This is a genomic window from Streptomyces sp. NPDC102514 (genome assembly GCF_055584525.1).
This window is the reverse complement of record NZ_JBVJLW010000023.1, coordinates 70626-92722: the sequence shown is the minus strand read 5'-3', so window position 1 is coordinate 92722 and position 22097 is coordinate 70626. Positions and strand designations below refer to the sequence as shown.

Annotated in this window: 20 protein-coding genes; 10 read left to right on the top strand and 10 right to left on the bottom strand. The window is 72.5% G+C overall.

The window, feature by feature from the left end:
* Positions 1 to 8 precede the first annotated feature (8 nt).
* Positions 9 to 794, bottom strand: coding sequence for an SDR family oxidoreductase (locus ACZ60E_RS40170; protein ID WP_469447077.1), 786 nt, complete (start codon positions 792 to 794; stop codon positions 9 to 11).
* A gap of 100 nt (positions 795 to 894) precedes the next feature.
* On the opposite strand from ACZ60E_RS40170, the gene ACZ60E_RS40165 reads away from it, so the two are divergent.
* Positions 895 to 1734 (top strand): hypothetical protein, encoded by an 840-nt coding sequence (locus ACZ60E_RS40165; protein ID WP_469447076.1) that lies wholly within the window; start codon positions 895 to 897, stop codon positions 1732 to 1734.
* Positions 1735 to 1852: 118 nt separating this feature from the next.
* Entirely contained in the window at positions 1853 to 2359 is a 507-nt protein-coding gene (locus tag ACZ60E_RS40160; RefSeq protein WP_384810614.1) for a DUF2165 domain-containing protein, read from the top strand.
* Positions 2360 to 2532: 173 nt separating this feature from the next.
* Here the strand turns inward: ACZ60E_RS40160 and ACZ60E_RS40155 are convergent, their stop codons facing one another.
* Complete coding sequence (locus tag ACZ60E_RS40155; RefSeq protein WP_469447074.1) at positions 2533 to 5946, bottom strand: tetratricopeptide repeat protein; 3414 nt, start codon at positions 5944 to 5946, stop codon at positions 2533 to 2535.
* Positions 5947 to 6135: 189 nt separating this feature from the next.
* Here ACZ60E_RS40155 and ACZ60E_RS40150 point away from each other — a divergent pair, with 189 nt between their 5' ends.
* From ACZ60E_RS40150 to sigJ, 4 genes are read left to right on the top strand one after another with little or no spacing between them, the layout of a single operon-like run.
* A complete protein-coding gene (locus ACZ60E_RS40150) occupies positions 6136 to 6597 on the top strand; it encodes an ATP-binding protein (RefSeq protein ID WP_469447072.1) in 462 nt (153 codons plus the stop codon).
* 58 nt (positions 6598 to 6655) lie between these two features.
* Entirely contained in the window at positions 6656 to 7123 is a 468-nt protein-coding gene (locus tag ACZ60E_RS40145; RefSeq protein ID WP_469447071.1) for a hypothetical protein, read from the top strand.
* Positions 7108 to 7896: an SDR family oxidoreductase gene (locus ACZ60E_RS40140; RefSeq protein ID WP_469447069.1), complete on the top strand. Its 789-nt coding sequence runs from the start codon at positions 7108 to 7110 to the stop codon at positions 7894 to 7896. The genes ACZ60E_RS40145 and ACZ60E_RS40140 overlap by 16 nt, the downstream gene beginning before the upstream one ends.
* Before the next feature lie 38 nt (positions 7897 to 7934).
* On the top strand, positions 7935 to 8831 hold the full coding sequence (sigJ, locus tag ACZ60E_RS40135) for an RNA polymerase sigma factor SigJ (RefSeq protein WP_469447136.1): 897 nt from the start codon (positions 7935 to 7937) through the stop codon (positions 8829 to 8831).
* Between the two features lie 75 nt (positions 8832 to 8906).
* On the opposite strand, the gene ACZ60E_RS40130 is transcribed toward sigJ, so the two are convergent.
* The 3 genes from ACZ60E_RS40130 to ACZ60E_RS40120 form a co-directional block, all read right to left on the bottom strand.
* Complete coding sequence (locus ACZ60E_RS40130; protein ID WP_469447067.1) at positions 8907 to 9482, bottom strand: hypothetical protein; 576 nt, start codon at positions 9480 to 9482, stop codon at positions 8907 to 8909.
* Positions 9483 to 9601: 119 nt separating this feature from the next.
* Positions 9602 to 12187 carry a bifunctional FO biosynthesis protein CofGH gene (locus ACZ60E_RS40125; protein WP_469447065.1) on the bottom strand — a complete coding sequence of 862 codons (2586 nt, stop codon included), beginning with the start codon at positions 12185 to 12187 and terminating at the stop codon, positions 9602 to 9604.
* A 123-nt stretch (positions 12188 to 12310) separates the two neighbouring features.
* On the bottom strand, positions 12311 to 13156 hold the full coding sequence (locus tag ACZ60E_RS40120) for a TIGR03619 family F420-dependent LLM class oxidoreductase (RefSeq protein WP_384806273.1): 846 nt from the start codon (positions 13154 to 13156) through the stop codon (positions 12311 to 12313).
* A 237-nt stretch (positions 13157 to 13393) separates the two neighbouring features.
* Here ACZ60E_RS40120 and ACZ60E_RS40115 point away from each other — a divergent pair, with 237 nt between their 5' ends.
* On the top strand, positions 13394 to 14929 hold the full coding sequence (locus ACZ60E_RS40115; protein WP_469447063.1) for a CehA/McbA family metallohydrolase: 1536 nt from the start codon (positions 13394 to 13396) through the stop codon (positions 14927 to 14929).
* A 62-nt stretch (positions 14930 to 14991) separates the two neighbouring features.
* Here ACZ60E_RS40115 and ACZ60E_RS40110 read toward each other — a convergent pair whose 3' ends face one another.
* Positions 14992 to 16782, bottom strand: coding sequence for a protein kinase domain-containing protein (locus ACZ60E_RS40110; protein WP_469447062.1), 1791 nt, complete (start codon positions 16780 to 16782; stop codon positions 14992 to 14994).
* A 109-nt stretch (positions 16783 to 16891) separates the two neighbouring features.
* On the bottom strand, positions 16892 to 18424 hold the full coding sequence (locus tag ACZ60E_RS40105; RefSeq protein WP_469447061.1) for an alpha/beta hydrolase: 1533 nt from the start codon (positions 18422 to 18424) through the stop codon (positions 16892 to 16894).
* A gap of 129 nt (positions 18425 to 18553) precedes the next feature.
* On the opposite strand from ACZ60E_RS40105, the gene ACZ60E_RS40100 reads away from it, so the two are divergent.
* From ACZ60E_RS40100 to ACZ60E_RS40090, 3 genes are read left to right on the top strand one after another with little or no spacing between them, the layout of a single operon-like run.
* Entirely contained in the window at positions 18554 to 18817 is a 264-nt protein-coding gene (locus ACZ60E_RS40100; protein WP_453792874.1) for a Scr1 family TA system antitoxin-like transcriptional regulator, read from the top strand.
* Positions 18818 to 18828: 11 nt separating this feature from the next.
* Positions 18829 to 19083 (top strand): DUF397 domain-containing protein, encoded by a 255-nt coding sequence (locus tag ACZ60E_RS40095; protein WP_469447060.1) that lies wholly within the window; start codon positions 18829 to 18831, stop codon positions 19081 to 19083.
* On the top strand, positions 19073 to 19468 hold the full coding sequence (locus ACZ60E_RS40090) for a nitroreductase/quinone reductase family protein (protein ID WP_469447058.1): 396 nt from the start codon (positions 19073 to 19075) through the stop codon (positions 19466 to 19468). The genes ACZ60E_RS40095 and ACZ60E_RS40090 overlap by 11 nt, the downstream gene beginning before the upstream one ends.
* 9 nt (positions 19469 to 19477) lie before the next feature.
* Here ACZ60E_RS40090 and ACZ60E_RS40085 read toward each other — a convergent pair whose 3' ends face one another.
* Genes ACZ60E_RS40085 through ACZ60E_RS40075 form a run of 3 tightly spaced genes read right to left on the bottom strand, consistent with a single transcriptional unit; the run spans position 19478 to position 21949 of the window.
* On the bottom strand, positions 19478 to 20215 hold the full coding sequence (locus tag ACZ60E_RS40085; protein WP_469447057.1) for a TetR/AcrR family transcriptional regulator: 738 nt from the start codon (positions 20213 to 20215) through the stop codon (positions 19478 to 19480).
* Positions 20212 to 21138 carry an SDR family NAD(P)-dependent oxidoreductase gene (locus ACZ60E_RS40080; protein ID WP_469447056.1) on the bottom strand — a complete coding sequence of 309 codons (927 nt, stop codon included), beginning with the start codon at positions 21136 to 21138 and terminating at the stop codon, positions 20212 to 20214. The genes ACZ60E_RS40085 and ACZ60E_RS40080 overlap by 4 nt, the downstream gene beginning before the upstream one ends.
* A 40-nt stretch (positions 21139 to 21178) precedes the next feature.
* Positions 21179 to 21949, bottom strand: a complete 771-nt coding sequence (locus ACZ60E_RS40075; RefSeq protein WP_384806289.1) for an SDR family oxidoreductase — start codon at positions 21947 to 21949, stop codon at positions 21179 to 21181.
* Positions 21950 to 22097: the final 148 nt, after the last annotated feature.

Below are 22097 nucleotides of genomic sequence, written 5' to 3'. Positions count from 1 at the left end.
AGTGGGCGCTACCGCATCAACTCCCCCGCGTTGACCAGCAGCGACTGTCCCGTGATCGCCCGCGCCCGGTCCGAGGCCAGAAACACCGCGGCATCCGCCACGTCCGCGTCCGTGGCCAGCTCGGGCAGCGCCATCCGCGAGGTCAGCCGCTCCAGCACCTCGGCCTCCGGCACACCCTCGGTGTACGCCGTGAACTGCACGTACGCCTCCACCGGCGGGCCCCACATCCAGCCCGGCAGCACGGTGTTCACCCGGATCCGGTCCGGCCCCAGCTCCCGCGCCAGCGAGTACATCGCGCTGGTCAGCGCGCCCTTCGAGGCCGCGTACGCCGCCTGGCGCACCTGGGAGGGGGCGGCGACGGACGACTGCGTACCGATGACGACCACGGAACCGCCGCGCTCCTTCAGCGCGGGCAGACAGGCGCGGGTCATCCGCAGCGTGCCGAGCAGGTTCACGTCGAGCACGGCCTGCCAGGTCGCGAAGTCCGCGTCCTGGAGGCCACCGAAGTAGCTGTCCCAGGCGGCCACGTGGACGACCGCGTCGAGCCGCCCGAACCGCTCCCGGGTCAGCGCCGCGAGCGCCTCGCACTGGCCCTCGTCGGTGATGTCCGTGGCCCGGTACGCCGTGTGCGCGCCGTCCGGGTCGAGTTCGGCGGCGGCCTTGGCGAGGTTCGCCTCGGTACGCGCCCCGAGCACGGCGTTCCCGCCGTCCCGCACGACGGCCGCCGCGACCTGGTGACCGAGCCCGGCCCCGACCCCCGACACGACGACGGTCTTGCCCTGGAGCAGTGACATTGCGGTCCTCCCGGCCCTGGCGGTCGATCTGACGGTCCGTCAGAGTAGGGGCGTCCGGCAGATGACGGAAGAGAGCGCGAAGCGGTGGAAGGGGAGCGTCATGCTCGACGACACGCGCAGCGAGGTGTACGGGGAGCTGGCCGCCGTCGGCCCGTACGGGGTGCGTCCCGGCCATGCCCTGATCACGATGGTGGAACCGCATCCGGGGCACGAGTACGCGTACAACCGGTGGTACGAGGACGACCACTACTACGCGGGCGCGATGGCGATGCCCTGGATGTACGCGGGGCGGCGGTGGGTGGCGACCCGCGACCTCCAGCTGCTGCGCCGGCCCGAGAAATCGGCGGTCGCGCAGCCGGTCACCGCCGGGTGCTACCTCTCCACGTACTGGATCACGGACGGCCGCCACGACGACCACATGAAGTGGACCGTGGGCATCAACAAGCGGTTGAACAGGGACGGGCGGGTCTACCAGGACCGTACGCACGTCTTCACCGCGTTCCAGGACCACGAGGCGACGGTGTACCGGGACGGGGCCGCCGGGCCGCGCGACTTCCACGCGCTGGACCATCCGTACCAGGGTCTGGTGCTTCAGGTCGTCGACGCCGAATCCGCCGCCGGGCGCGCCGAGTTGCTGGAATGGCTGCGGTCCCGGCACCTTCCGAAACGGCTCGCCGGCTCCCCCGCCGCCATGGTCACGGTCTTCCGGCCGACCCCGCTGCCCGGCGACCGCATGACGTACGTGAAACAGGTCGAGGGAGTCGATACGCGGCTCACGCTGCTGTGGTTCCTGGAGGCGGATCCGCGGGAGTGCTGGGAGGAGTACTTCACCGGGCTGGAGGAGCCCGTGACCGAGACGGGGCTGGGGCGGGTGGAGCTGGTGGCGCCGTTCATACCCACGGTGCCGGGGACCGACCGGTACGTCGACCGGCTGCGGTGACGCCGGTACGGCCGGTTGAAGCCGGTGCGACGGAAAATCGGTGGTCCGTGTGGCGTGGATGGTGTCTGGTGTCAGGTGTTCCGTTCCGCAACACACCTGACAGCTAGGGGACTTGAGGATGGCGGCAGCACGGGCCCTACCGATCACCGCGACTCTGCTCACCGGCACGGTCGCGCTCTACATCACGCTGGTCGCGTTCGGGAACATCACCGACTTCGGCACCAACCAGCAGTTCGTGCGGCACGTTCTGGCCATGGACACCACGTTCAAGGACGACGACCTGATGTGGCGGGCCGTCGAGTCCAAGGCGCTCCAGGACGCGGCGTACGTCGCGATCATCGCGTGGGAGACGGTGGCTGCGCTCGTGCTGATCCTGGGCACGGTTCAGTGGGTGCGGCGGGATGTCGCGCGGGCCCGGCGGACGTCCACGGCGGGGTTGCTGATGCTGATGCTGCTCTTCGGGGCGGGGTTTCTCGCGGTGGGGGGTGAGTGGTTCGCGATGTGGCAGTCGGAGGACTGGAACGGGCTGGATGCGGCCATGCGGGTGTTCTTGCTGAGTTCGGTTGTACTGATCGTGATCCATCTGCCTGTGGATCGGGGGGCGGGGGTGGGGGCGGACGCCTAGGAGCCTCCCGGAGAGGGTGGGCAGGTTGTCGGGGTCTGCGGGTCCGGTGGGGGCTTGTCGCGCCGTTCCCCGCGCCCCCTGAAGGGGCAAAAGCAGGGGCGTAGCCCCGCTTTTTAGGGGCGCGGGGAACTGCGCGGCCAGCCCCCACCGGGGTCGCAGCCGACGGGAGTCCTTTACGGGGCCTGGTGGGATCTGATCTCCTCGTCGGCCCTTGTTGCCGCGGTCAGCAACCGGTCCATGCGCGGGGCGTCGGCCTCCGGGGACGTGTGGAGGTCCTTGAGGATCTGGGTGAGGGTCGCCAGGTCGTCCCAGTCGGGGGTGGGGGTCAGGAAGTCCGTCAGGGCTTCCTGTGCCGCCTGCCAGTCCGACAGCGCGCAGGCCAGGAAGCAGCGCGCCTGGCTGCGTTCCAGGTCGCCCAGGCTGCTCTCCGGGGCGGGCAGTTCCGCGTCGGAGGCCACCAGGGCCGCCAGTTCCCGCCACAGCGGTTCCGCGGCCGGCAGGCCCTCCGACTGGCTCACCGTCATCGCCAGTGCGAAGGTGCCCGGGATCGGGGCCGTCGCGCGGAGCCGTTCGGCCGTGCGCAGGGCCTGCGGCCACCGTCCCGCGTGGCGGTGCACGTCGCAGCGCAGGTCGTCGAGGTCGCCCGCCTCATCCGTCTCGTCCGCCGCCGACAGTCGGCTCGTCGCCTCGTCCCAGCGGTCGCACCGCGTCAGGAGTTCGATGGCCGTGCGGCGCGCCCAGGCCGCCTGTGACGACGGTTCCAGCGTGGCGCAGCGGTCCAGGTCGGCGAGGGCCTGTCCGGTCCGGCCGGTCGCCAGGCAGACCCGCGCGCGCATGGCGTACGTCCAGCCGTCGTCCGGGCTCAGTGCCAGGGCGCGGGAGAGGAGGACGAAAGCCTCTTCGTACTGCCTCGCGAGGAGGTGCGTGCCGCCCAGGCCCTTCAGGCAGGCCAGTACGGTCTCGTCGTCCGGGCGTGCGTCCAGAATGCGGCGGAAGACCGCGACCGCCTCCTCGTACCGGCCCTCGTCGCGGTACTCCACGGCCAGTTCGTGGCTGATCCAGTCGATGTCCGGGGCCGTGTCGACGGCTCGTTCCAGGTACGTGAACATGGCGGCCCGGTCGCCGAGTCCGTTCTTCACGCGGGCCGTCATCACCAGCGCCCACGCGTAGTCGGGCCGCAGTTCGACGGCCCGTGCGAAGTCGGCCAGGCTCTCCTCGTAACGGGCCAGGTCGCACAGGGCGGCGCCGCGGCTCGCGAGGGCGGAGGCGTAGTCGGGTCGCAGGGCGAGCGCGCGGGTCAGTTCGGTGACGGCCTCCTCGGGGCGGTCGGCGAGCCGGTAGGCGTCCCCGCGTTCCGAGGCGACCCAGGCCGCTTCGGGGGCGACCCGGACCGCCCGGTCGAGGTCGGCGAACGCCTCGGCCGGTTCGCCCCTGGTGCGGCGCAACCGGGCCCTGCGCACCAGCGCCCACGCGTTGTCGGGTTCGATGCCGAGCGCCCGGTCGAAGTCGGCGAGCGCCTCGTCGTACCGCCCGAGTGCGTGCCGGCTCACGGCCCGGCCGGTCAGCGGATCGGCGTCGGCCGGGACGAGGGCGACGGCGCGGTCGAAGTCGGCGACGGCTTCCTCGAAGCGGCCGGCGAGCCGGTAGGTCTCGGCGCGTCCGGCGATGATCCATCCGGTGCCGGGGGCCAGTTCGTCCGCCCGGTCGAGTGCGGCCAGTGCCGCCGGGAAGTCGTCCAGCAGTTGGAGGGTGTAGCCGCGGCCGTAGTGCGCCCAGGCGAGCCGCGGGTCCAGTTCCAGGGCTCTGCCGTACTCCTCCAGGGCCCGGCGGTGCTCGCCGCCGTAGCGCAGTTCCCGGCCCCGCAGGGTGTGCGCGAGGGCCCGGCCGGCCGGGTCCGGGCCGGGACGGGCCAGGAGCAGGGCCATCGCGCCGGCGATCCCGGCCGTGTCGTCGTCGAGCGCCGCACCGAGTCGTACGCCCCACTCGGCGAGGTCGGCGTGGTCGGTGTCGCGGCCCGCGTCCTCCAGCATCCGCGCCCAGGCCCGGCCGAGGACGGCGTCCTCGCGGCAGGCCTCGACCAGGGTGCGCAGGGCCGCGCCGAGCGCCGCGGGCGGCCGGGCGCAGAGCAGGTGGTAGGTCTCCTCCAGGCGCAGTTCGCGCCACTCCTCGTCGGCCCACAGGTGCTCGGTCCCGGTCTCCCGGCCGGCCTCGGCCTCGGTCCGCCAGCGGGCGAACGTCTCCGCGAGGCGCCGGTGGCGGCCGGCCCACTCCCGCCGGGAGCGGCGTCGCTCCAGCCGCAGCATCGGGGCCCGTACGACGTCGTGGTAGCGCACGCGGGTCCCGCGCTCGCCGACGAACGGCAGCCCGGTCAGCCAGTCGTACAGCTCGTCCGGTTCGTCCGGCACGTCCATGCCGTCGTCGGGGTGGCCGACGAGGACCCGGAAGACGTCCGCGTCCAGCTGCCGGGGCAGCGCGCAGACGCGGGCGACCTGGCGGCGGGTGTCATCGGGCTCCCACTGCAGGAAGCGTTTGACGGCTCCGGCGCTCGGGTCGCCCACGTCGTCCGGGACGCCGGGGCGGGTCTCCGCGAGCGTCGACACGAGGACGGGCAGGCCGCCGGTGAGGCGCAGCACCTCCTTGACGACCGGTTCGGCGACGACCCCCTTCCCGGCGAGGAGGCCGCGGGACTCGGACTCGGTGAACGGCGCCAGCGGCACGTCCGCCACGGAGCCGAGGCCGCTCCAGCGGTCGGTGTCCAGGGGGCGCTGTCCCGCGGTGACCACCAGGACGGTCGCGGGCAGTCCGCTGTCCGCCTCCTGGCGGGTGACCAGGTCGTACAGCCACGGGTCGAGGAACGGGCCGGTCCTTTCGTACGTGTCGAGGAACAGGACGATCCAGGGGGTGGCGGAGGCCGCCGCGCGCAGTTCGCGGAGCAGGACCGGGGTGAGGACCTTCTCCGGGGACATGACGAGTTCGATGTCGTCGGGGTTGCGGAAGCGGGCGCTGAGGCCGGTGCGCAGCCGGTCCGCGCCCTGGGCGAGCAGGTCGGCGGGCAGGGCGCTCGTGAAGAGTCCGGCGCCCGGTACGGCGGCCTCCACGGCCGCGAGGCCGAGTCCGACGGCGGTCCTGCTCCCGGCGGACGCCGACTGCGATTGCGGCTGCGGTTGCCCGTGCTGTCCCTGCTGCTGCGCCTGTTCCGGGGCAAGGGCGGCGAGCGCCGCGGCCTCCGCCTCGTGCCGCCGGTCCCGGTACACGGCGAGCCGCCGCTCCAGTTCCTTCAACCGCCGCCCCTGGTCGGCGAACTGGCGGGCCACCTCGGCCATCGCCTCCGGCACGCTGCCGACCCGCTCGTCGATGTACGCGGTCAGCGCCCCGCGTTCGCCTGCGAGCTGCCGCAACTCCTGGACCAGGAAGGTCTTTCCGACGCCCGCGGGGCCGTGCACATGGAAGCGGAAGCGCTGCCGGGTGTCGGTCACGGGAAGGTCGAAGTTCGCGAGGAACGCGGCCCGTTCGGCGTCCCGTCCCACGAATCCGGCGCGGTTGCCCTGCTGGATCAGCTCCTGCCACGACGGCCCTGCCTGCGCCACCGGTCCGCCTCCTCGCCACGCCGGGTCGGGTACGGGTCCCAGTGTGGATCAACTCGGCTCTGGCTGAACAGGAGTCGGCGGACGACGTGCCGTCTCGACCGGTCGGCCCGCGACTGCCAGAGTCATGGGAAGCGCGGACCGTGTCCGGAACCGGGCCGCCACGGGCGAACGCGAAGGCGGGCCGAGGTCGTGCAGTCAGTCGACGGTGAGAACGGATCGGACCCGCCTGTCATATCCACCGCGATGGAGCTGAGCGGTGACACCTCGTGCATCGCCGCGGCCCGCCGTCTCACGGCCGAATTCCTCGCCCGCGCGGGCACCGAGCAGCACGTGATCGTCTCCGACCACGCCCTGGGCCTCACCCAGCTGGTCGTCAGCGAACTGGTCACCAACGCGCGCAGGCACGCCCCAGGGCCTGCGCTGATGGAACTGCGCATCGCGGACTCCACGGTGGAGGTGACCGTGCAGGACAGCGTCGCTGTGCGGCCCACCGTCCATGCCTCCGACCCGCAGCGCATCGGCCGGCACGGCCTGGAGATCGTCGCGGCCGTCGCCGAGGACTTCTACGTCCGTCTCGAGGACACCGGCAAGCGCGTCACCGCCCACATCGCCCTGACCGACGGTCCCGCCGCCCGGCCGCCGGAGCCCTGAGCGGCCGGGCCGGACAGGGCCCGCCTCACACTTTCGCGGGCCGTCTCGTCAGAGAGGCATGAACACGAAAATCCGGTACGCCACCCTCGGCTTCCTGGGCGTGACCGCGCTGTACACCGGGGCCTGGGCCTACTTCGCGCCGAAGGAGTGGCACGCGGGCTTTCCCGGGTTCGGGATGAGCTGGCTGCCTCAGCTGGGCCCGTACAACGAACACCTCGCCAAGGACGCCGGGGCCATGTTCCTCGCGCTGGCCGCGCTCACGGCGATCGCGCTGTGTTCCGTACGGAACACCCGGCTCGTGCAGACCACCGGCGCGGTGTGGCTCGTCTTCAACGTGCTGCACCTCGGCTATCACATGCGGCATCTGGGGATGTACGGCACACGTGACCAGGTCCTCAACGTCGTCCTGCTGACGGCCCTGGTACTCGCGTCGGCCGTCCTGCTCGTACCGGTGAAGCCCGTGAAGCCCGTGAATCCCGTGAAGCCCGTAACGACCGAGGGAGATTCGTCATGCGCGTCGCGGTAGCCGGTGGGACCGGACTCGTCGGCGGACACGTCGTCCGGGAGCTGACCGCGGCCGGGCACGAGCCCGTGGTGCTGGCCAGGTCACGGGGTGTCGACCTCGTGACCGGCGCGGGGCTCGACACGGCCATGGCGGGCGTCGAGGCGGTCGTCGACGTCAGCAATCTGGACACCACCCGCGCCAGAACGGCGATCGCGTTCTTCGAGAGCGCCGGGCGCCGTCTGCTGGACGCCGGCGCCCGGGTCGGCGTCCGGCACCACGTCGTCCTGTCGATCGTCGGTCTCGAACGCGTCGGCCTCGGCTACTACCAGGGCAAGCTGCGGCAGGAGCAGGTCGTCGCGCAGGCCGGGGCCGGGGGCGGGGCCGTTCCGTGGACCGTGCTGCGTGCCACGCAGTTCCACGAGTTCCCGCTCCAGGTCCTCGACCGGGTCCCCGGGCCGCTCGCCGTGGTCCCCCGCATGCGTACGCAGCCGGTGGCGGCCCGCGAGGTCGCCCGGCACCTCGTGGAACTCGTCCTCGGACCGCCGCGGGGCATGGCGCCCGAGCTGGCCGGGCCGCAGGTCGAGGAGCTCGTCGACATGACACGGCGGCTGCTGCGGGCCCGCGGGCGGCGCCGACTGCTGCTGCCGGTGAAGATGCCCGGCAGGGCGGGCACTGCCATGGTCGAGGGAGGCAACCTGCCGACCGGGTCCGCCGGACCCCGGGGCGGCCAGACCTTCGACGCGTGGCTGGCCGAGCACGTCGGGCAGGGGCAGAAGGAGGTACGGGGAGAGTGAGCGGTGGCAGCGGTCCCGGCCCCGGCCTCGGGGACCTCATGGCCGAGCGGCGGCGGCTGCTCGGGCTGGGCTACCGCATGCTCGGCTCGGTGCAGGACGCCGAGGACGTCGTCCAGGAGACGTACGCCCGCTGGTACGCCCTGTCCGACGCCGAACAGGAGGCGATCGTCGCGCCGCTGGCCTGGCTGACCCGGGTCGCCTCGCGGATCTGCCTCGACCAGCTGGCGTCGGCGCGCGTGCGCCGGGAGCGCTACACCGGTGAGTGGCTGCCCGAGCCCGTCAGGGGCGGCGCCACCACCTGGACCAGCGCGGGCGGCGGAGAGGGCGCAGGCAGCGGCGATCCCGCGGACCGCGTCACGCTCGACGAGTCGGTGAGCATGGGCATGCTCGTGGTGCTGGACTCGGTCACCCCCGCCGAGCGCGTGGCCTTCGTGCTGCACGACGTCTTCGGGGTGCCGTTCGCCGAGATCGCCGAGACGGTCGGCCGCTCCCCCGCGGCCTGCCGCCAGCTCGCCTCCTCGGCGCGGCGGCGGCTCGCCGAGCGGCGGCCCGTGGGCGCGACGACGACGGAGCACCGGCGGGTCGTCTCGGCGTTCCTCGACGCGTGCGGGACCGGCGATCTCGACACGCTGGTCGCCCTCCTCGACCCCGCGGTCGAGGCGCGCAGCGACGGCGGCGGCAAGGTCCGCGCGGCGCTGCGGCCGGTCGTCGGCGCGGACAAGGTGGCCCGGTTCCTGCTCGGGCTGCTGCGCAAGGACCCGGGGCTCGATGCCGTGGAGGACGACGTCAACGGCTTCCCGGGGGTCGTCGTCCGGATCGCCGGGACGACCGTCGCCGTGGTCGGCGTGGGTGTCCGCGCGGGCCGGGTCCGTGATCTGTGGCTCGTGGTCAACCCGGACAAACTGCACGCGTGGACCGACGCCGAACCTGGCTGAAAACCTCTCCCGGGACCTCTTCCGGAACCTTTCCCGGAACCCCGTCCGAATCCCCTTCCGGAGCCTCTCCCGGGACTACTTCACGACCGCGACCGTCGTCCCCGCCGTGCCGAACTTCCACACCGCGTCCCCGTCCGCCGCCTTCATCCGGACGCCGCCCGTCGTCGCGCCCGACTCGGGCGGCGGCGGGGAGGAGCCGTCGAGGGCGTTGGAGAAGGCGACGTTGGTGCCGGACGCCAGGGCGAAGTAGACGATGTTCTCGATCTCCACGCCGTCGCTGCCGGTCCCGGTCTCGCGGCGGGTGCCGACCGTGTACGTACCGGGGTCCGGGCTCACCGTCCCCTGCCACACCTTGAAGGTGCGCCGGGGCGCGTCGCTCGCGTCGACCAGCCACACGCGCTTCTGCGCGAGGGAGTAGACGATCCGCCGTCCCGTGCCGGAGCCGTCCGGTACGGCGACCGGCGCGGCCTCGTCGGGCGAGGCGGAGGGCTTGGGACTCGCGGAGGGGCTGTCGGTCTTCTTGCTCGCCGACGCGGTCGGCTGGGGCCCGTCCCCGGCCTTGACGGCCAGCACGGCCACCAGCACCAGGGCGGCGGCGGTCAGACCGGTGACCCAGGCCCACGAGGGAAGCCGTCGGGCAGGCACGGGCACGCATCTCCTCAGCTCTGGCTCACCCCGTCGGAGACACCCCGTCGGAGGTCCGATCATCCTACTCCGACGGGGAACTCCCTCCGGAACCGGAGGCCTGCCCTCACCGTGGTCCGGCCCGTCTACTCCAGGACCGGCAGCAGCTCCGGCAGGTGCCCGTCGGAGATCGCCGCGGCCTGCTGCCGCTCCTCCGGCACCTCCCCGTACAGCGTGGTCCGCGGTTTCGCCGGGCGGCCCGCCGCCTCCGCCACCGCGATCAGGTCCTTCACCGACTTGTACGAGCCGTAACTCGACCCCGCCATACGGGAGATGGTCTCCTCCATCAGCGTCCCGCCGAGGTCGTTGGCACCGGAGCGCAGCATCTCGGCCGCGCCCTCCGTGCCCAGCTTCACCCAGCTGGTCTGGATGTTGGGGATGTGGGGGTGCAGGAGGAGCCGGGCCATCGCGATCACCGCGCGGTTGTCGCGGGTGGTCGGGCCGGGCCGGGCGATCCCCGCCAGATACACCGGCGCGTTGGTGTGGATGAAGGGCAGGGTCACGAACTCCGTGAAGCCGCCGGTCCGTTGCTGGATTTGGGAGAGCGTGCGGAAGTGTCCGAGCCAGTGGCGGGGCTGGTCCACATGCCCGTACATCATCGTCGAGGACGAGCGGATGCCGAGTTCGTGGGCCGTGGTGACGACCTCGATCCAGGTCGCCGTCGGGAGCTTGCCCTTGGTGAGGACCCAGCGGACCTCGTCGTCGAGGATCTCCGCGGCGGTGCCGGGGATGGAGTCGAGGCCCGCCTCCTTGGCCGCCGTCAGCCACTCGCGGATGGACATACCCGTACGGGTGGCCCCGTTGACGACCTCCATCGGTGAGAAGGCGTGGACGTGCATGCCGGGGACGCGTTCCTTCACCGCCCGCGCGATGTCGAAGTACGCGGTGCCCGGCAGGTCGGGGTGGATGCCGCCCTGCATGCAGACCTCGACCGCCCCGACATCCCAGGCCTGCGCGGCCCGGTCGGCGACCTGGTCGAGGGAGAGCGTGTAGGCGTCGGCGTCGGTGCGGCGCTGGGCGAAGGCGCAGAAGCGGCAGCCGGTGTAGCAGACGTTGGTGAAGTTGATGTTCCGCGTGACGATGTACGTGACGTCGTCGCCGACCGCCGACTTCCGGACGTCGTCCGCGATCCGGCAGAGCGCGTCGAGGGCCGGGCCGTCCGCGTGGAGGAGGGCGAGCGCCTCGTCGTCGGTGAGGCGGGTCGGGTCGTCGGCCGCGGTGGCGAGGGCCGCCCTCACGTCCGTGTCGATGCGTGACGGAACCATTCCGGGCGCCGCGGCCTCCCGCAGCGACTCCCAGTCGCCGTACACGTGGTCGTAGTCCTCGCGCCGGTCGGAGGTGCGGCCCTCGGTGTCGATGGACGCGTGCAGATCCGTACGCCCCGACGACGTGAACGCCTCCTCGGGCTCCTGCCACGGGTGGCCCTCCACGACCGCGTCCGCCAGGGCGAGCCCGGTCTCCGGGTCGGCGAGGGCCCGTACGTGCGGGAGCAGGCGCGGGTCCAGCCAGGGCTCGCCGCGCTGCACGAACTCCGGGTAGACGCAGAGGCGTTCGCGGAGTGCGAAGCCCGCCTCGGCGGACTGCTCGCGCAGCAGGTCGATCTGCGGCCAGGGGCGCTCGGGGTTGACGTGGTCGATGGTCAGCGGCGAGACCCCGCCCCAGTCGTCGATCCCGGCGCCGATGAGCCGCGCGTACTCGGAGTCGACGAGGTTCGGCGGTGCCTGGAGGCAGGCGACGGGGCCCATGATGTGCCGGGCCACGGCGACCGTCGCGATCAGCTCGTCCAGTTCGGCGTCGGGCATGCCGCGCATCGCCGTGTCCGGCTTGGCGCGGAAGTTCTGGATGATCAGTTCCTGGATGCCGTGGTAGGCCCGCGACACCCGCCGCAGTGCGAAGAGGGAGTCCGCGCGCTCCTCGTACGTCTCGCCGATGCCGATCAGCAGCCCGCTGGTGAAGGGGACGGAGGAGCGGCCGGCGTCTTCGAGGACGCGCAGCCGGACGGCCGGTTCCTTGTCCGGGGAGCCGTAGTGGGGGCCGCCGGGCTCGCTCCACAGGCGGGTCGCGGTCGTCTCCAGCATCATGCCCATGCTCGGCGCGACGGGCTTGAGCCGCTGGAAGTCGGTCCACGACATGACACCCGGGTTGAGGTGGGGCAGCAGGCCCGTCTCCTCCAGGATGCGGATGGAGATGGCCCGTACGTACGCGATCGTGTCGTCGTAGCCGTGCGCGTCGAGCCATTCGCGGGCCTCGGGCCAGCGGTCCTCGGGCTTGTCGCCGAGGGTGATCAGGGCTTCCTTGCAGCCCTCGGCGGCGCCCTTGCGGGCGATGTCCAGGACCTCGTCCGGGGACATGAACATGCCGTGCCCGGCCCGGCGCAGCTTGCCCGGGACGGTGACGAACGTGCAGTAGTGGCACTTGTCCCGGCACAGCCGCGTCAGCGGGATGAAGACGCTCTTCGAGTACGTGATCACGCTGGGGCGGCCCGCCGCCGCCAGGCCCGCGTCACGCACCCGGGCGGCGGACGCGGTGAGGTCGTCCAGGTCGGCGCCGCGCGCCTGGAGCAGCACGGCGGCTTCGGTGACGTCGAGGGCGACGCCGTCGCGGGCGCGTTTGAGCGCGCGCCGCATGGCGTTCTCGGTGGGCCCGGTTCCGGAGGTCGCGGAAGTCGTCATCCTCCGAGCATACGATCGCAGTGATCAGGCATTACCGGTGTGCCGCGTCACAAACGACACACCGGCGGCGGCCCACGGGGCGAGCCGCCCAGGCGTCCTGCAAGGACTTCGTCCGAGCCCTCCCTACAAGTAGGGCGCGAACTCGTCCAGTACGCGCAGTACCTCGCTCTCGCCGGCCGGCGGCAGCTGCAGGACGACCTCCTCGATGCCGAGGTCCGCGTAGTGCGCGAGCTTTCCGGCGCCGGGCAGTACGGCGTACGGCACGACCTGGAGGCTGTCGGCCGCACGGCCCGCCTCGGCCCAGGCGGTCCGCAGCACGGGCAGCGACTCGGTGAGGCCCCGGCCGCCGATGGGCAGCCAGCCGTCCGCGTACTCGGCGATGTGCGCGAAGAGCTTGGGCCCGGCCGCTCCCCCGATGAGCGTGCGCGGCCCGACGACCGGCCCGCGCGGCTTCTGCACGGGCTTGGGGTGGGCGTGACTGGCCCGTACGGAGCCGAACGCGCCCTCGTACGCAGTCGGTTCGGAGGCCCACAGGGCCCGCATCAGGGCCATCCGGTCGCGGCCCAGCTCCCGCCGCGTACGCCACTCGACGCCGTGGTCGGCGGCTTCCTCGACGTTCCAGCCGAAGCCGATCCCCAGGGTGAAGCGGCCCCCGGAGAGGTGGTCGAGGGTCGCGACCTGCTTGGCGAGGTCGATCGGGTCGTGCTGGGTGACGAGCGTGATGCCGGTGCCGAGCGCGAGGGCCTCGGTGACGGCCGACGCCTGGCCGAGGGCGACGAAGGGGTCGAGGGTGCGGCCGTACTCGGGCGGCAGTTCACCGCCCACCGGGTACGGGGTGGTCCGTTCCACGGGGATGTGGGTGTGTTCGGGCAGATAGAGCCCGGCGAAGCCGCGTTGTTCCAGCTCACGGGCGAGCCGGGTCGGAGTGATCGTCTCATCGGTGAGGAAGATCGTCACGGAGATGCGCATGCCCCATCTCTACCGGTCGGCAGCACAAGTGTCGATACCGACCGGTCGGCATTCACAGGGGCGCGCGTTCACACCGGGGCGTAGGAGCGTCGTTCGAGTGGTCCGTTCCCGAAAGCTGCCGATCCCCTTCCCTTGCCCCGCAGTTCACGGCTGAATACGAGGGTTGCCGGTACCACTCCTGCACCGCCATGCACCCCATGCACCGCCCATGACTCACGAGAACCGGGAGCAGCAGACATGTGCGAGGACGAACACCACGGCGTCGGCAGACGCGCCCTGTTCGTGACGGGGGCCGCCGCCGCGCTTACGTTGGGAACCGTGAGCTTCCCGAGCGAGGCCGCCGACGCGGCCGAGGCATCCGAGACCCGGACCGTCCGCGGCACCCTGCCCACCGGTTCGCCGGACTTCGTGTACCTGCCCGTCGAAGTCCCGTCCGGCGTACGGGAGATCAAGGTCGCGTACACCTACGAGCGGCCCGCCGTACCGACGGGCACCGCGGGCAACGCGCTCGACATCGGGATCTTCGACCAGCACGGCACCGAGCTGGGCGGACGGGGCTTCCGGGGCTGGTCGGGCGGTGCGCGCACGGAGTTCTTCATCCGCGCGGACGACGCGACGCCCGGCTACGTCCCGGGCCCGGTCCGCGAGGGCACCTGGCACATCGCGCTGGGCCCGTACACGGTCGCCCCGCAGGGCCTCGCGTACGAGGTCACCATCACGCTGACGTACGGGGAACCCGGCGAGGCGGTGAAGCCGGTGTACCCGCCGTCGCGGGCCAAGGGGCGCGGCCGGGCCTGGTACCGGGGCGACTGCCATCTGCACTCCTGGTACTCGGACGGCCGCCGCACCCCGGCCGAGATCGCGGCGCTCGCGCGGGCGGCGGGCCTCGACTTCATCAACTCGTCCGACCACAACACGCACTCCGCGCACGCCCACTGGGCCGACCAGGCGGGCCCCCACCCGGACGGCGAACTGCTGATCCTGCTGGGCGAGGAGGTGACGACGAGGAACGGTCACGTCGTCGCGCTCGGCACGGACCCGGGCACGTTCGTCGACTGGCGCTACCGGGCCCGCGACAACCGCTTCGGCAAGTACGCGCGCCGTATCCGGCAGGCGGGCGGTCTGGTCGTCCCCGCCCATCCGCACGCGACCTGCGTGGGCTGCAACTGGAAGTTCGGCTTCGGCGAGGCGGACGCGGTCGAGGTGTGGAACGGCGCGTACGGGCCCGACGACGAGGTCTCGCTCGCCGACTGGGACAGCATGCTCGTGGCCTCCGTACGGGAGGGGCGGGGCAGCCGGGACTGGATCCCGGCGATGGGCAACAGCGACGCCCACCGCGATCCCGACCCGGTCGGCACCCCGCAGACGGTCGTCCTCGCCGACGAACTGTCCCGCGAGGCGATCCAGGAGGGCATCCGCGCGGGCCGGTCGTACGTGGCGGAGTCGAAGGCGGTGTCGCTGTCGTTCTCGGCGACCGGCCCGAAGGGCGAACACGCGGGGATCGGCGGCCGGTTGAAGGTGGACGGCGACGACCCGGTCACGGTCCGCCTGGAGCTCTCGGGCGCACCCCGCTGCACGGTCCGCTTCGTCACGGACCAGGGCGTCCTGCACACCGGTGCCGTCCTGCCGGTGGCGGGCTCCGGCACGGTGGAGTGGCGTACGACGGCCCAGTACGCGGCGTACGTACGCGCCGAGGTGCGGCACGAGGCGGCGGCGGGCCCGCTGCCGGGGGCGCTGGCGGCCCTCACGAACCCGATCTTCCTGGGCCGGTAGCGCGCTGATCGGCCGGTGGGGGCCGGGCTCCGGGACGGCCCGGCCCCTTCTGCGGCGAGTGGTCAGGCGGTCCCGATGCCCTGGGCCCCGTCGATGCGCTTCTGCTGCATGGAGGTGAGCCGCTTGACGAAGAAGACGGCCGCCACCGCGCTGATGACTCCGGCGCAGGCGGCGACCTGCGTGTCGACGATGTCGGACATGGCAGCGGAGACGGTGTCGTGGCTGTACCAGCTGCTGAAGAAGCTGTTCGAGTAGGCCAGGACGTAGAGGATCCAGCACCACCACCAGGTGTTCATCAGCCAGCGTCCGGCGCCCCGGGCCCGGCCCGCCGTCGCCGTCCAGATGTCGTTCGTCATCTGCTTGGGCATGAAGAGGTTGACGAACGGCATGAACCAGGCGCCGGCGGCCAGGCCGGGCGCGAAGCGCAGGCGTACCGGCGCGAAGGTGTCGGCGTTGTTGCGCATGCGCTGGAACCAGATCGGCCACAGGATCACCAGGGCCAGCCCGAGCACCGCTTCGAGGGCCTCCAGCGCGTCCGTCGCGAAGGACAGCGTCCCGTAGTCCCGGATGACACCCGGGGAGGCCGTTCCGTCCTGCGCGTCGAGCCGGAGGTAGATCTCGCCCATGACGGCGCCCCTGAGCAGCAGGGGCACGGTGTAGAAGCCGAGCAGGACGGCCAGCCCGATGCCCAGTCCACGGGCCGAGCGGGCCGGCGGGCGCGGCGAGAAGTAGTGCGGCGAGGGCGGCAGGCTGCCGGGCGGGGGGCTGCCCGCGTGGAGGCTGCCCGGCGGAGGGCTCTGCTGCCAGGGGGGCGGGTGGTGGCCCGGGTCGAACGAGACGGGCGGCCCGAAACCCTGGATCGGGGCGGGCGCCGGGGGCTGCGCGGCTCCGGCCGGCGGCGGGTGCGCGGCGAGCGCGTGGCTCTGCAGGCGCTGGGGACTCTGCGGGTCCTCGCTGTTGAGGAGCTGCACGGCGTGCCGGCCCAGCTCGGCCAGCACCTCGCCCGGCAGCCATGCGCCGCCGGTGTCCTCCATGCTTTCGATACGCGCCAACAGCGTGTCCAGCGACGGCCGTTGGGAGGGGTCCTTCACGAGGCACCAGGCGATCAGCTGGTCCCACGGAGCGGGAACGCCGGTCAGGTCCGGTTCCTCGCTGGCGATCCGGTAGAGCAGCGAGTGGATCCCGCCCTCGCCGGTGCCGAACGGCAGCTTGCCCGTCGCGGTGTACGCGAGGACGGCGCCGAGACAGAAGACGTCGCTCGCGAACGTCACGCGCTCGCCGCGCACCTGCTCGGGCGACATGAAGCCGGGCGAGCCGACGACGGCGCCCGTCATCGTCAGCCCGTCGGTGGACTGCATGGCGGGATCGAGCGCGCGGGCGATGCCGAAGTCGATGACGCGGGGGCCGTCGATCGTGACCAGAACGTTGGACGGCTTCAGGTCGCGGTGCACGAGTCCGGCGCCGTGGATGGCCTGGAGCGCGCGGACGAGTCCGATGCCCAGGGCCCGTACGGAGTTCGCCGGCAGCGGCCCGTACTGCTTGTCCACCACCTCGGCGAGGGAGGGCCCGGCGACGTAACCGGTGGCGACCCATGGGGTCGCCGCCTCCGTGTCGGCGTCCAGGACGGGAGCCGTCCACTCGCCGCCGACCCGCTGGGCTGCCTTGACCTCCTGGGCGAAGCGCCGCCTGAAGTCGGGCTTGCGGGCCAGTTGCTCCTGGACGACCTTGACCGCGACCGTACGGCCCCGGTCGGAGCGGGCCAGGTACACCCGCCCCATGCCGCCCTCGCCGAGTCTGCCGAGCAGTCGGTAATTGCCTATCCAGCCCGGATCGTCCGGGCTCAACCCGTCCATGCGTACTTCCTCTATCCCCGACACCCGCCGAATCGCCGCCGCATCGCCGCAGACGCCTTCGCAGCGAGGATAGGAGATGTGACGGCAGTGGCGCGCGTGAACCCTGCCTCTATCGGCAGTACTTGTCCCCCGCGGGCCGGTGTCCGGTGACCAAGTAGCGGGTGACGGCCCGGTCTCCGCAGGCGTTGCCGTTGCCGAGATAGGCGTCGTGGCCGGTCGCGTCCACGGTCACCATGACGGCCCGCTGCCCCAGCGCGGCCCGGACGGCGCGGGCGCCGGCGAGGGGGGTGGCGGGGTCCCGCTCGTTCTGCACGAGCAGCACGGTGGACGGCCCGCGGTCGGTGATCCGTACGGGGCTGTGTTCCGGATGCGTCGGCCAGGCGGCGCAGGCGGTGGCGTTGCGGGGCATCCCGGCGGTGAGCGGGTACGCCGTGCGGCTGCGCGCGACGTCGGCCTCGTACACGGCTGTCGCGGTCGGCCAGTCCCCGTCGTTGCAGAAGGTGGCGGTGGCGACGGCGATGCCGTTCTGGAGGAGGGGTTCGGGGGCGGGTTCGGGCGCGGCCGGGACCTCCCCCTTCCGGGCGGCCAGGATCAACTGGGCCAGCCCGGGAAAATCATCGGGTTCGTACAGGGCGTAGACCATCGCCTGCCGCAGGACGTTGCCGTTCAGCTCGGCGGGGTTGGCGCCGGGCCAGGGGACGGGCTCGCGATCGAGCCGTTCGGCGAGCCGCAGGAAGAGGGACCGCACGCTGGCGGCGCTGTCGGCGAGCCGATACGGATTCCCTTCCCGGGAGGCCCACTTGGCGAACTCCGGAAACGCATCCTCGACACCGGTCTCGAACGCGGCCCAGGCGCCCCGGGCGAACTGGCCGCCGCTGCGCGCTCCGGTGGCGTCCGGGTTGCTGTCCAGCACGAGCCGGTCGGTGCGGTGCGGGAACAGTTCGTTGTAGACGGCGCCGGCGTAGGCCCCGTACGAGACGCCCCACGCGGACAGTTTCCGCTCGCCGAGGGCCGCGCGGACGCGGTCGATGTCGCGGGCGTTGTTCGCGGTGCTGATGTGGCGGACGAGGTCGCCACCGTTGCGGTCGCAGGCGGCGGCCGTGCGGCGGGCGGTCGCCATGTTCGCGTCGACGGACCCGTCGGCGGCGGGCCAGGGCCAGAACTTGGTGAGGGCGAGGTCGGCCCGGTCGAGCCCGCAACTGACGGGCGAGGACCGTCCGACCCCGCGCGGATCGAACCCGACCAGGTCGTACGCGTCCCGCACGGCCTGCGGCAGCCGCTGCCCCTTCCCGGAGACCTCGTCGAGACTGCCCCCGCCGGGACCACCGGCGATCATCAACAGGACGCCACGCCGGGCCTCCGGCTTCTCGGCGGGAATCCGCGACACGGCGATCCCGATCCGCGCGCCTCCGGGATCGGAGTGGTCGAGGGGCACATCGACGGTGGCGCACCGCTGCCGTGGGTCGAGGCCGGTGCCCTCGCACGTGCCCCAGGTGAGGGGATTGCTGTGGCCTCCGGCCGGGGCGGCGGTCGTCGCGGCGATGGCGGCCGTCGCGGCAACGGGCAGCGTGAGCCCGAGGACCACGCCGGAGGCGGTGCGGAGGGCGGTGTACCGCTTGGACTTTCGCAGGGACTTCGTCATGCGGACGAGCTTCACGGACGGGGTCCGCCGGGCCCATCCGGCCAACTGGCCTGTCGGAAGGGCGGTTTCCCGAACCGGACGGCTCAGGCGTCACGCCGGTGGGGAGTCGGCGCGCTCACCGCTCCGCACATGAGCGAGCGGCAGCACATCACCCTGCGGGTGCTCCCCTTCGAGGTCGGGGCATTCCCGGGGTCGGGCCAGTCCATCAACTACATGTGCGGTCCCGTCCCACAGCTCGACACCGCGTCACTCGACCAGTTTCACGGTCCCGTACTGCTGGACGCCGAAGCATTGTTGGAGAAGTACCGGAACCTGCTCGACGTCGTGGAGTCGGTCGCCCTGAGTCCCGAGAAGTCCCGGGACCTGATCCACGCAATCGCGCAAGACCTGTGAAGAGGAGCCCCATGTCTACCGATGACTGGCAGAAGTCCTCCCACTGCGGCCAGGGCGAGTCCTGCCTGCACGTAGCCGAAACGTGGCAAAAGTCCTCCCTCTGCCAAGAAGGCGAAGCCTGCCTCCACGTGGCCGCCTCCGCCCCCGCAAAAACGATCCACCTCACCGAGAGCGGTGACCCCCGCGGAGCGATACTCGGGGCCTCCCCCGGGGCCTTCTCCGCGCTGCTCAGTGCCGTGAAGGGGCGGCAGCCGCATGGCGCGTGAGCGTGATCTGCGGTTTCGGGTCGTCACCCGGGTTCAGCGGTATCTGGCGAACCCCCTCACCCGCCGGCTGCCGTTCCACACGCTCGTGGAGACCACCGGCCGCACCTCCGGACTGCCCCGGCGCACGCCGGTCGGGGGGCGCCGGATCGGGCGGGCGTTCTGGTTCGTCTCCGAGTACGGCGAGAAGTCGCAGTACGTGCGGAACATCCAGGCCGACCCGCGCGTACGCGTCCGCGTCGGCGGGCGCTGGCACCACGGCATCGCCCACCTGCTGCCGAGCGACGACCCCCGCGCACGCCTGAAGTCCCTGCCGCGCATGAACAGCACAGCGGTCCGCCTCGTCGGGTCGAACCTGCTGACCGTGCGGGTCGATCTCAGCGACTGACCCGCCGGCTCAGGCCGACCCGTTCGACAGGCGGTCCAGCCACTCCGTGAGCAGCGCGCCCTCGGCCCGGGTGAGGGCCGGGGGCGGGGTCTGCTGGAGGAGGGCGTTCAGGTGGGCGGCCGTGGAGGGGACGTGGGGCTCGGTCGGTTCGACAGCCCCCTGCGGGGCCGCCCCCGTCACGTCCGGCGTGAACACCGTCGCGTGGACCGCGTCCCGGACCCGGCGCGACACCGACTCGTCCGTGAACGTCGCCGGGCGCGAGACCAGCATCAACGCCACGCCGACGTTCGCCGACATGATCATCTGGGCCGCCAGCTCGGGCGCCAGGCACAACTTGGCCTGCGCCGCGGCCCGTTGCAGGTCGGCGGTGAGGATGCGGTGGGCTTCCAGCGCCGCCGCCGGGGGCGTACGCATCGCGGGCGAGTGCATCAGCCGGAACAGGTTCGGGTTCGACCGCGCGAACTCGACGTGGGTGGTCCAGCCGTCCCGCAGATCCTCGATCGGGTCCGTACCGGGCGGCCGGTCCCGCTTGGTCGCGAGGTACTTGTCCCAGCCGTGGTCGACGACCGCCGACAGGAGGCCCTCCTTGTCCCCGAAGTGGCGGTAGAGGGCGGGGGCGCCGACCCCGGCTCCCTCGCACACGGCCCTGGTCGACACGTCCCCGTCGGGGGACTGGGCGACCAGGGCCGCCGCCACTTCGAGAATGCGCGCTTTCGTACTCACGGCCGTGACGCTATCCGAGGTCATACGGCGGGCCGCGGGGAGGAGGCCGGGGAGTGCGGAGGTTGCGGGGTGAGCAGGTCGGCCAGGCCGATGCGGGCCAGGAACTGTGCGCGGATACGGTCCGCCACCACGCTGACCTCCTCCGAGCCGTCGTTCGAGGGGTCGACGTGGACGCGGAAGGGCCGCTTGCCGTGCGGGGCGCCGACGACCTCGACGATCGCGTCGGCCACCAAGGACGCGGAGGTGCCGGCCGGTTCGAGGGCGGCCAGGCGCTCGGCGACCTGCTCCATCAGGCCCGCGTACCGCTCCTCGTACGCCGGGATCACCGACTGCTCGGACGGGTGGCCGCCGGTCGCGAAGTGCTCCGTACCCGACGTGAACGCGCCCGGCACCACGATCGTCGTCTCGATGCCGAACCGGGCCAGCTCACCGGCGTACGACACCGCGAGCGCGTCCATCGCGGCCTTCGCGGCGAAGTACGGGGCGAGGTAGGGCGGGGTACCGCCCCTGGTCGAGGACGAGCCGACCCAGAGCACCAGGCCGTGCCCCTGGGCGCGCAGGTGCGGGAGTGCGGCCCGGTTCACGCGCTGGGTGCCGAGCACGTTGGTGTCGTACACCGCGGCCAGTTCGGCCGGGGTGAAGGCCTCGGCGGGTCCGGTCACCATGTGGCCCGCGTTGTGGACGACCACGTCCAGCGCGCCCGCCCCGGCCAGGACCGTGGCGACGGCGGCGTCCGCGGACTCCTGCGACAGGACGTCCAACTCGACGGTACGCAGGTCGACTTCGTGCTCGGCGGCGTAGGACTCGGCCTCGGCGACCCGGTGGGCGTTGCGCCCGGCCGTGTCGCGCATCGCCGCGTACACCGTGTGCCCGGCGTCGGCCAGCGCCCGCGCGGCGAGCGCGCCGAAACCGGAACCCGCCCCGGTGATGACGATCGTCTTGCCCATGACGGAACTCCTGAGGGAGAGGGGAGGAAAGAGGGTGGGGTTACGCGATGCCGCCGTTGGCGCGGACCACCTGGCCGTTGACCCAGCGGCCGGCCGGGCCCGCCAGGAAGGACACGACCCCGGCGATGTCGCCGGGCGTGCCCAGGCGCTCCAGCGGCGGCTGGGCGGCCATCCGCGCGATGGTCTCGTCGTCCTTGCCGTCCAGGAACAGGGCGGTGGCGGTCGGGCCGGGGGCCACGGCGTTGACGGTGACGTCCCGGCCGCGCAGCTCGCGGGCCAGGATCAGGGTCATGGCCTCGACGGCGCCCTTGGTGGCCGCGTATCCCGCGTAGCCGGGGAGGGCGAGCGCCAGCACGCTGGTGGAGAAGTTGAGGATCGCGCCGCCCTTGCGCAGCCGGCGCGCGGCCTGCTGGTCGACGACGAAGGTGCCGCGGATGTTGGTGCGGTGCATGCGGTCCAGCGCGTCGAGGTCGAGGTCGACGAGCGGGGCCAGGGTCATGACACCGGCCGCGTGCACGACGACGTCGATCCCGCCGTACGTCGACTCGGCGGCGTCGAAGAGGGCCGCGACCTCGTTCTCGTCGGCCACGTCGGCCCGGAAGGCGAACGCCTTGCCGCCGGCCTCGGTGATCGTGCCGACGGCCTTGTCGGCCTCGGTCTGGTTGCCCGCGTAGTTGACGACGACGGCGAATCCGTCGGCGGCCAGGCGCTCCGCGGTCTCCCGGCCGATGCCGCGGGAGCCGCCGGTGACGATGGCGACGCGGGTGGTGCCAGTAGCTGTACCGGTTCCGGTGCCGGTCTGCTCGGTCATGACGGTGCTCCTCGTCTCGGCGGGTAGCGCTGCTCGCTTCCCGACAAGAGCAACGCTAACACCGATACCGTATCGACGCTACCCCTTGACCGTAGCGCCGCTACGAATGAGGGCGAAGCGGCCGACCTTGCAAAACGGAACAGCGTTC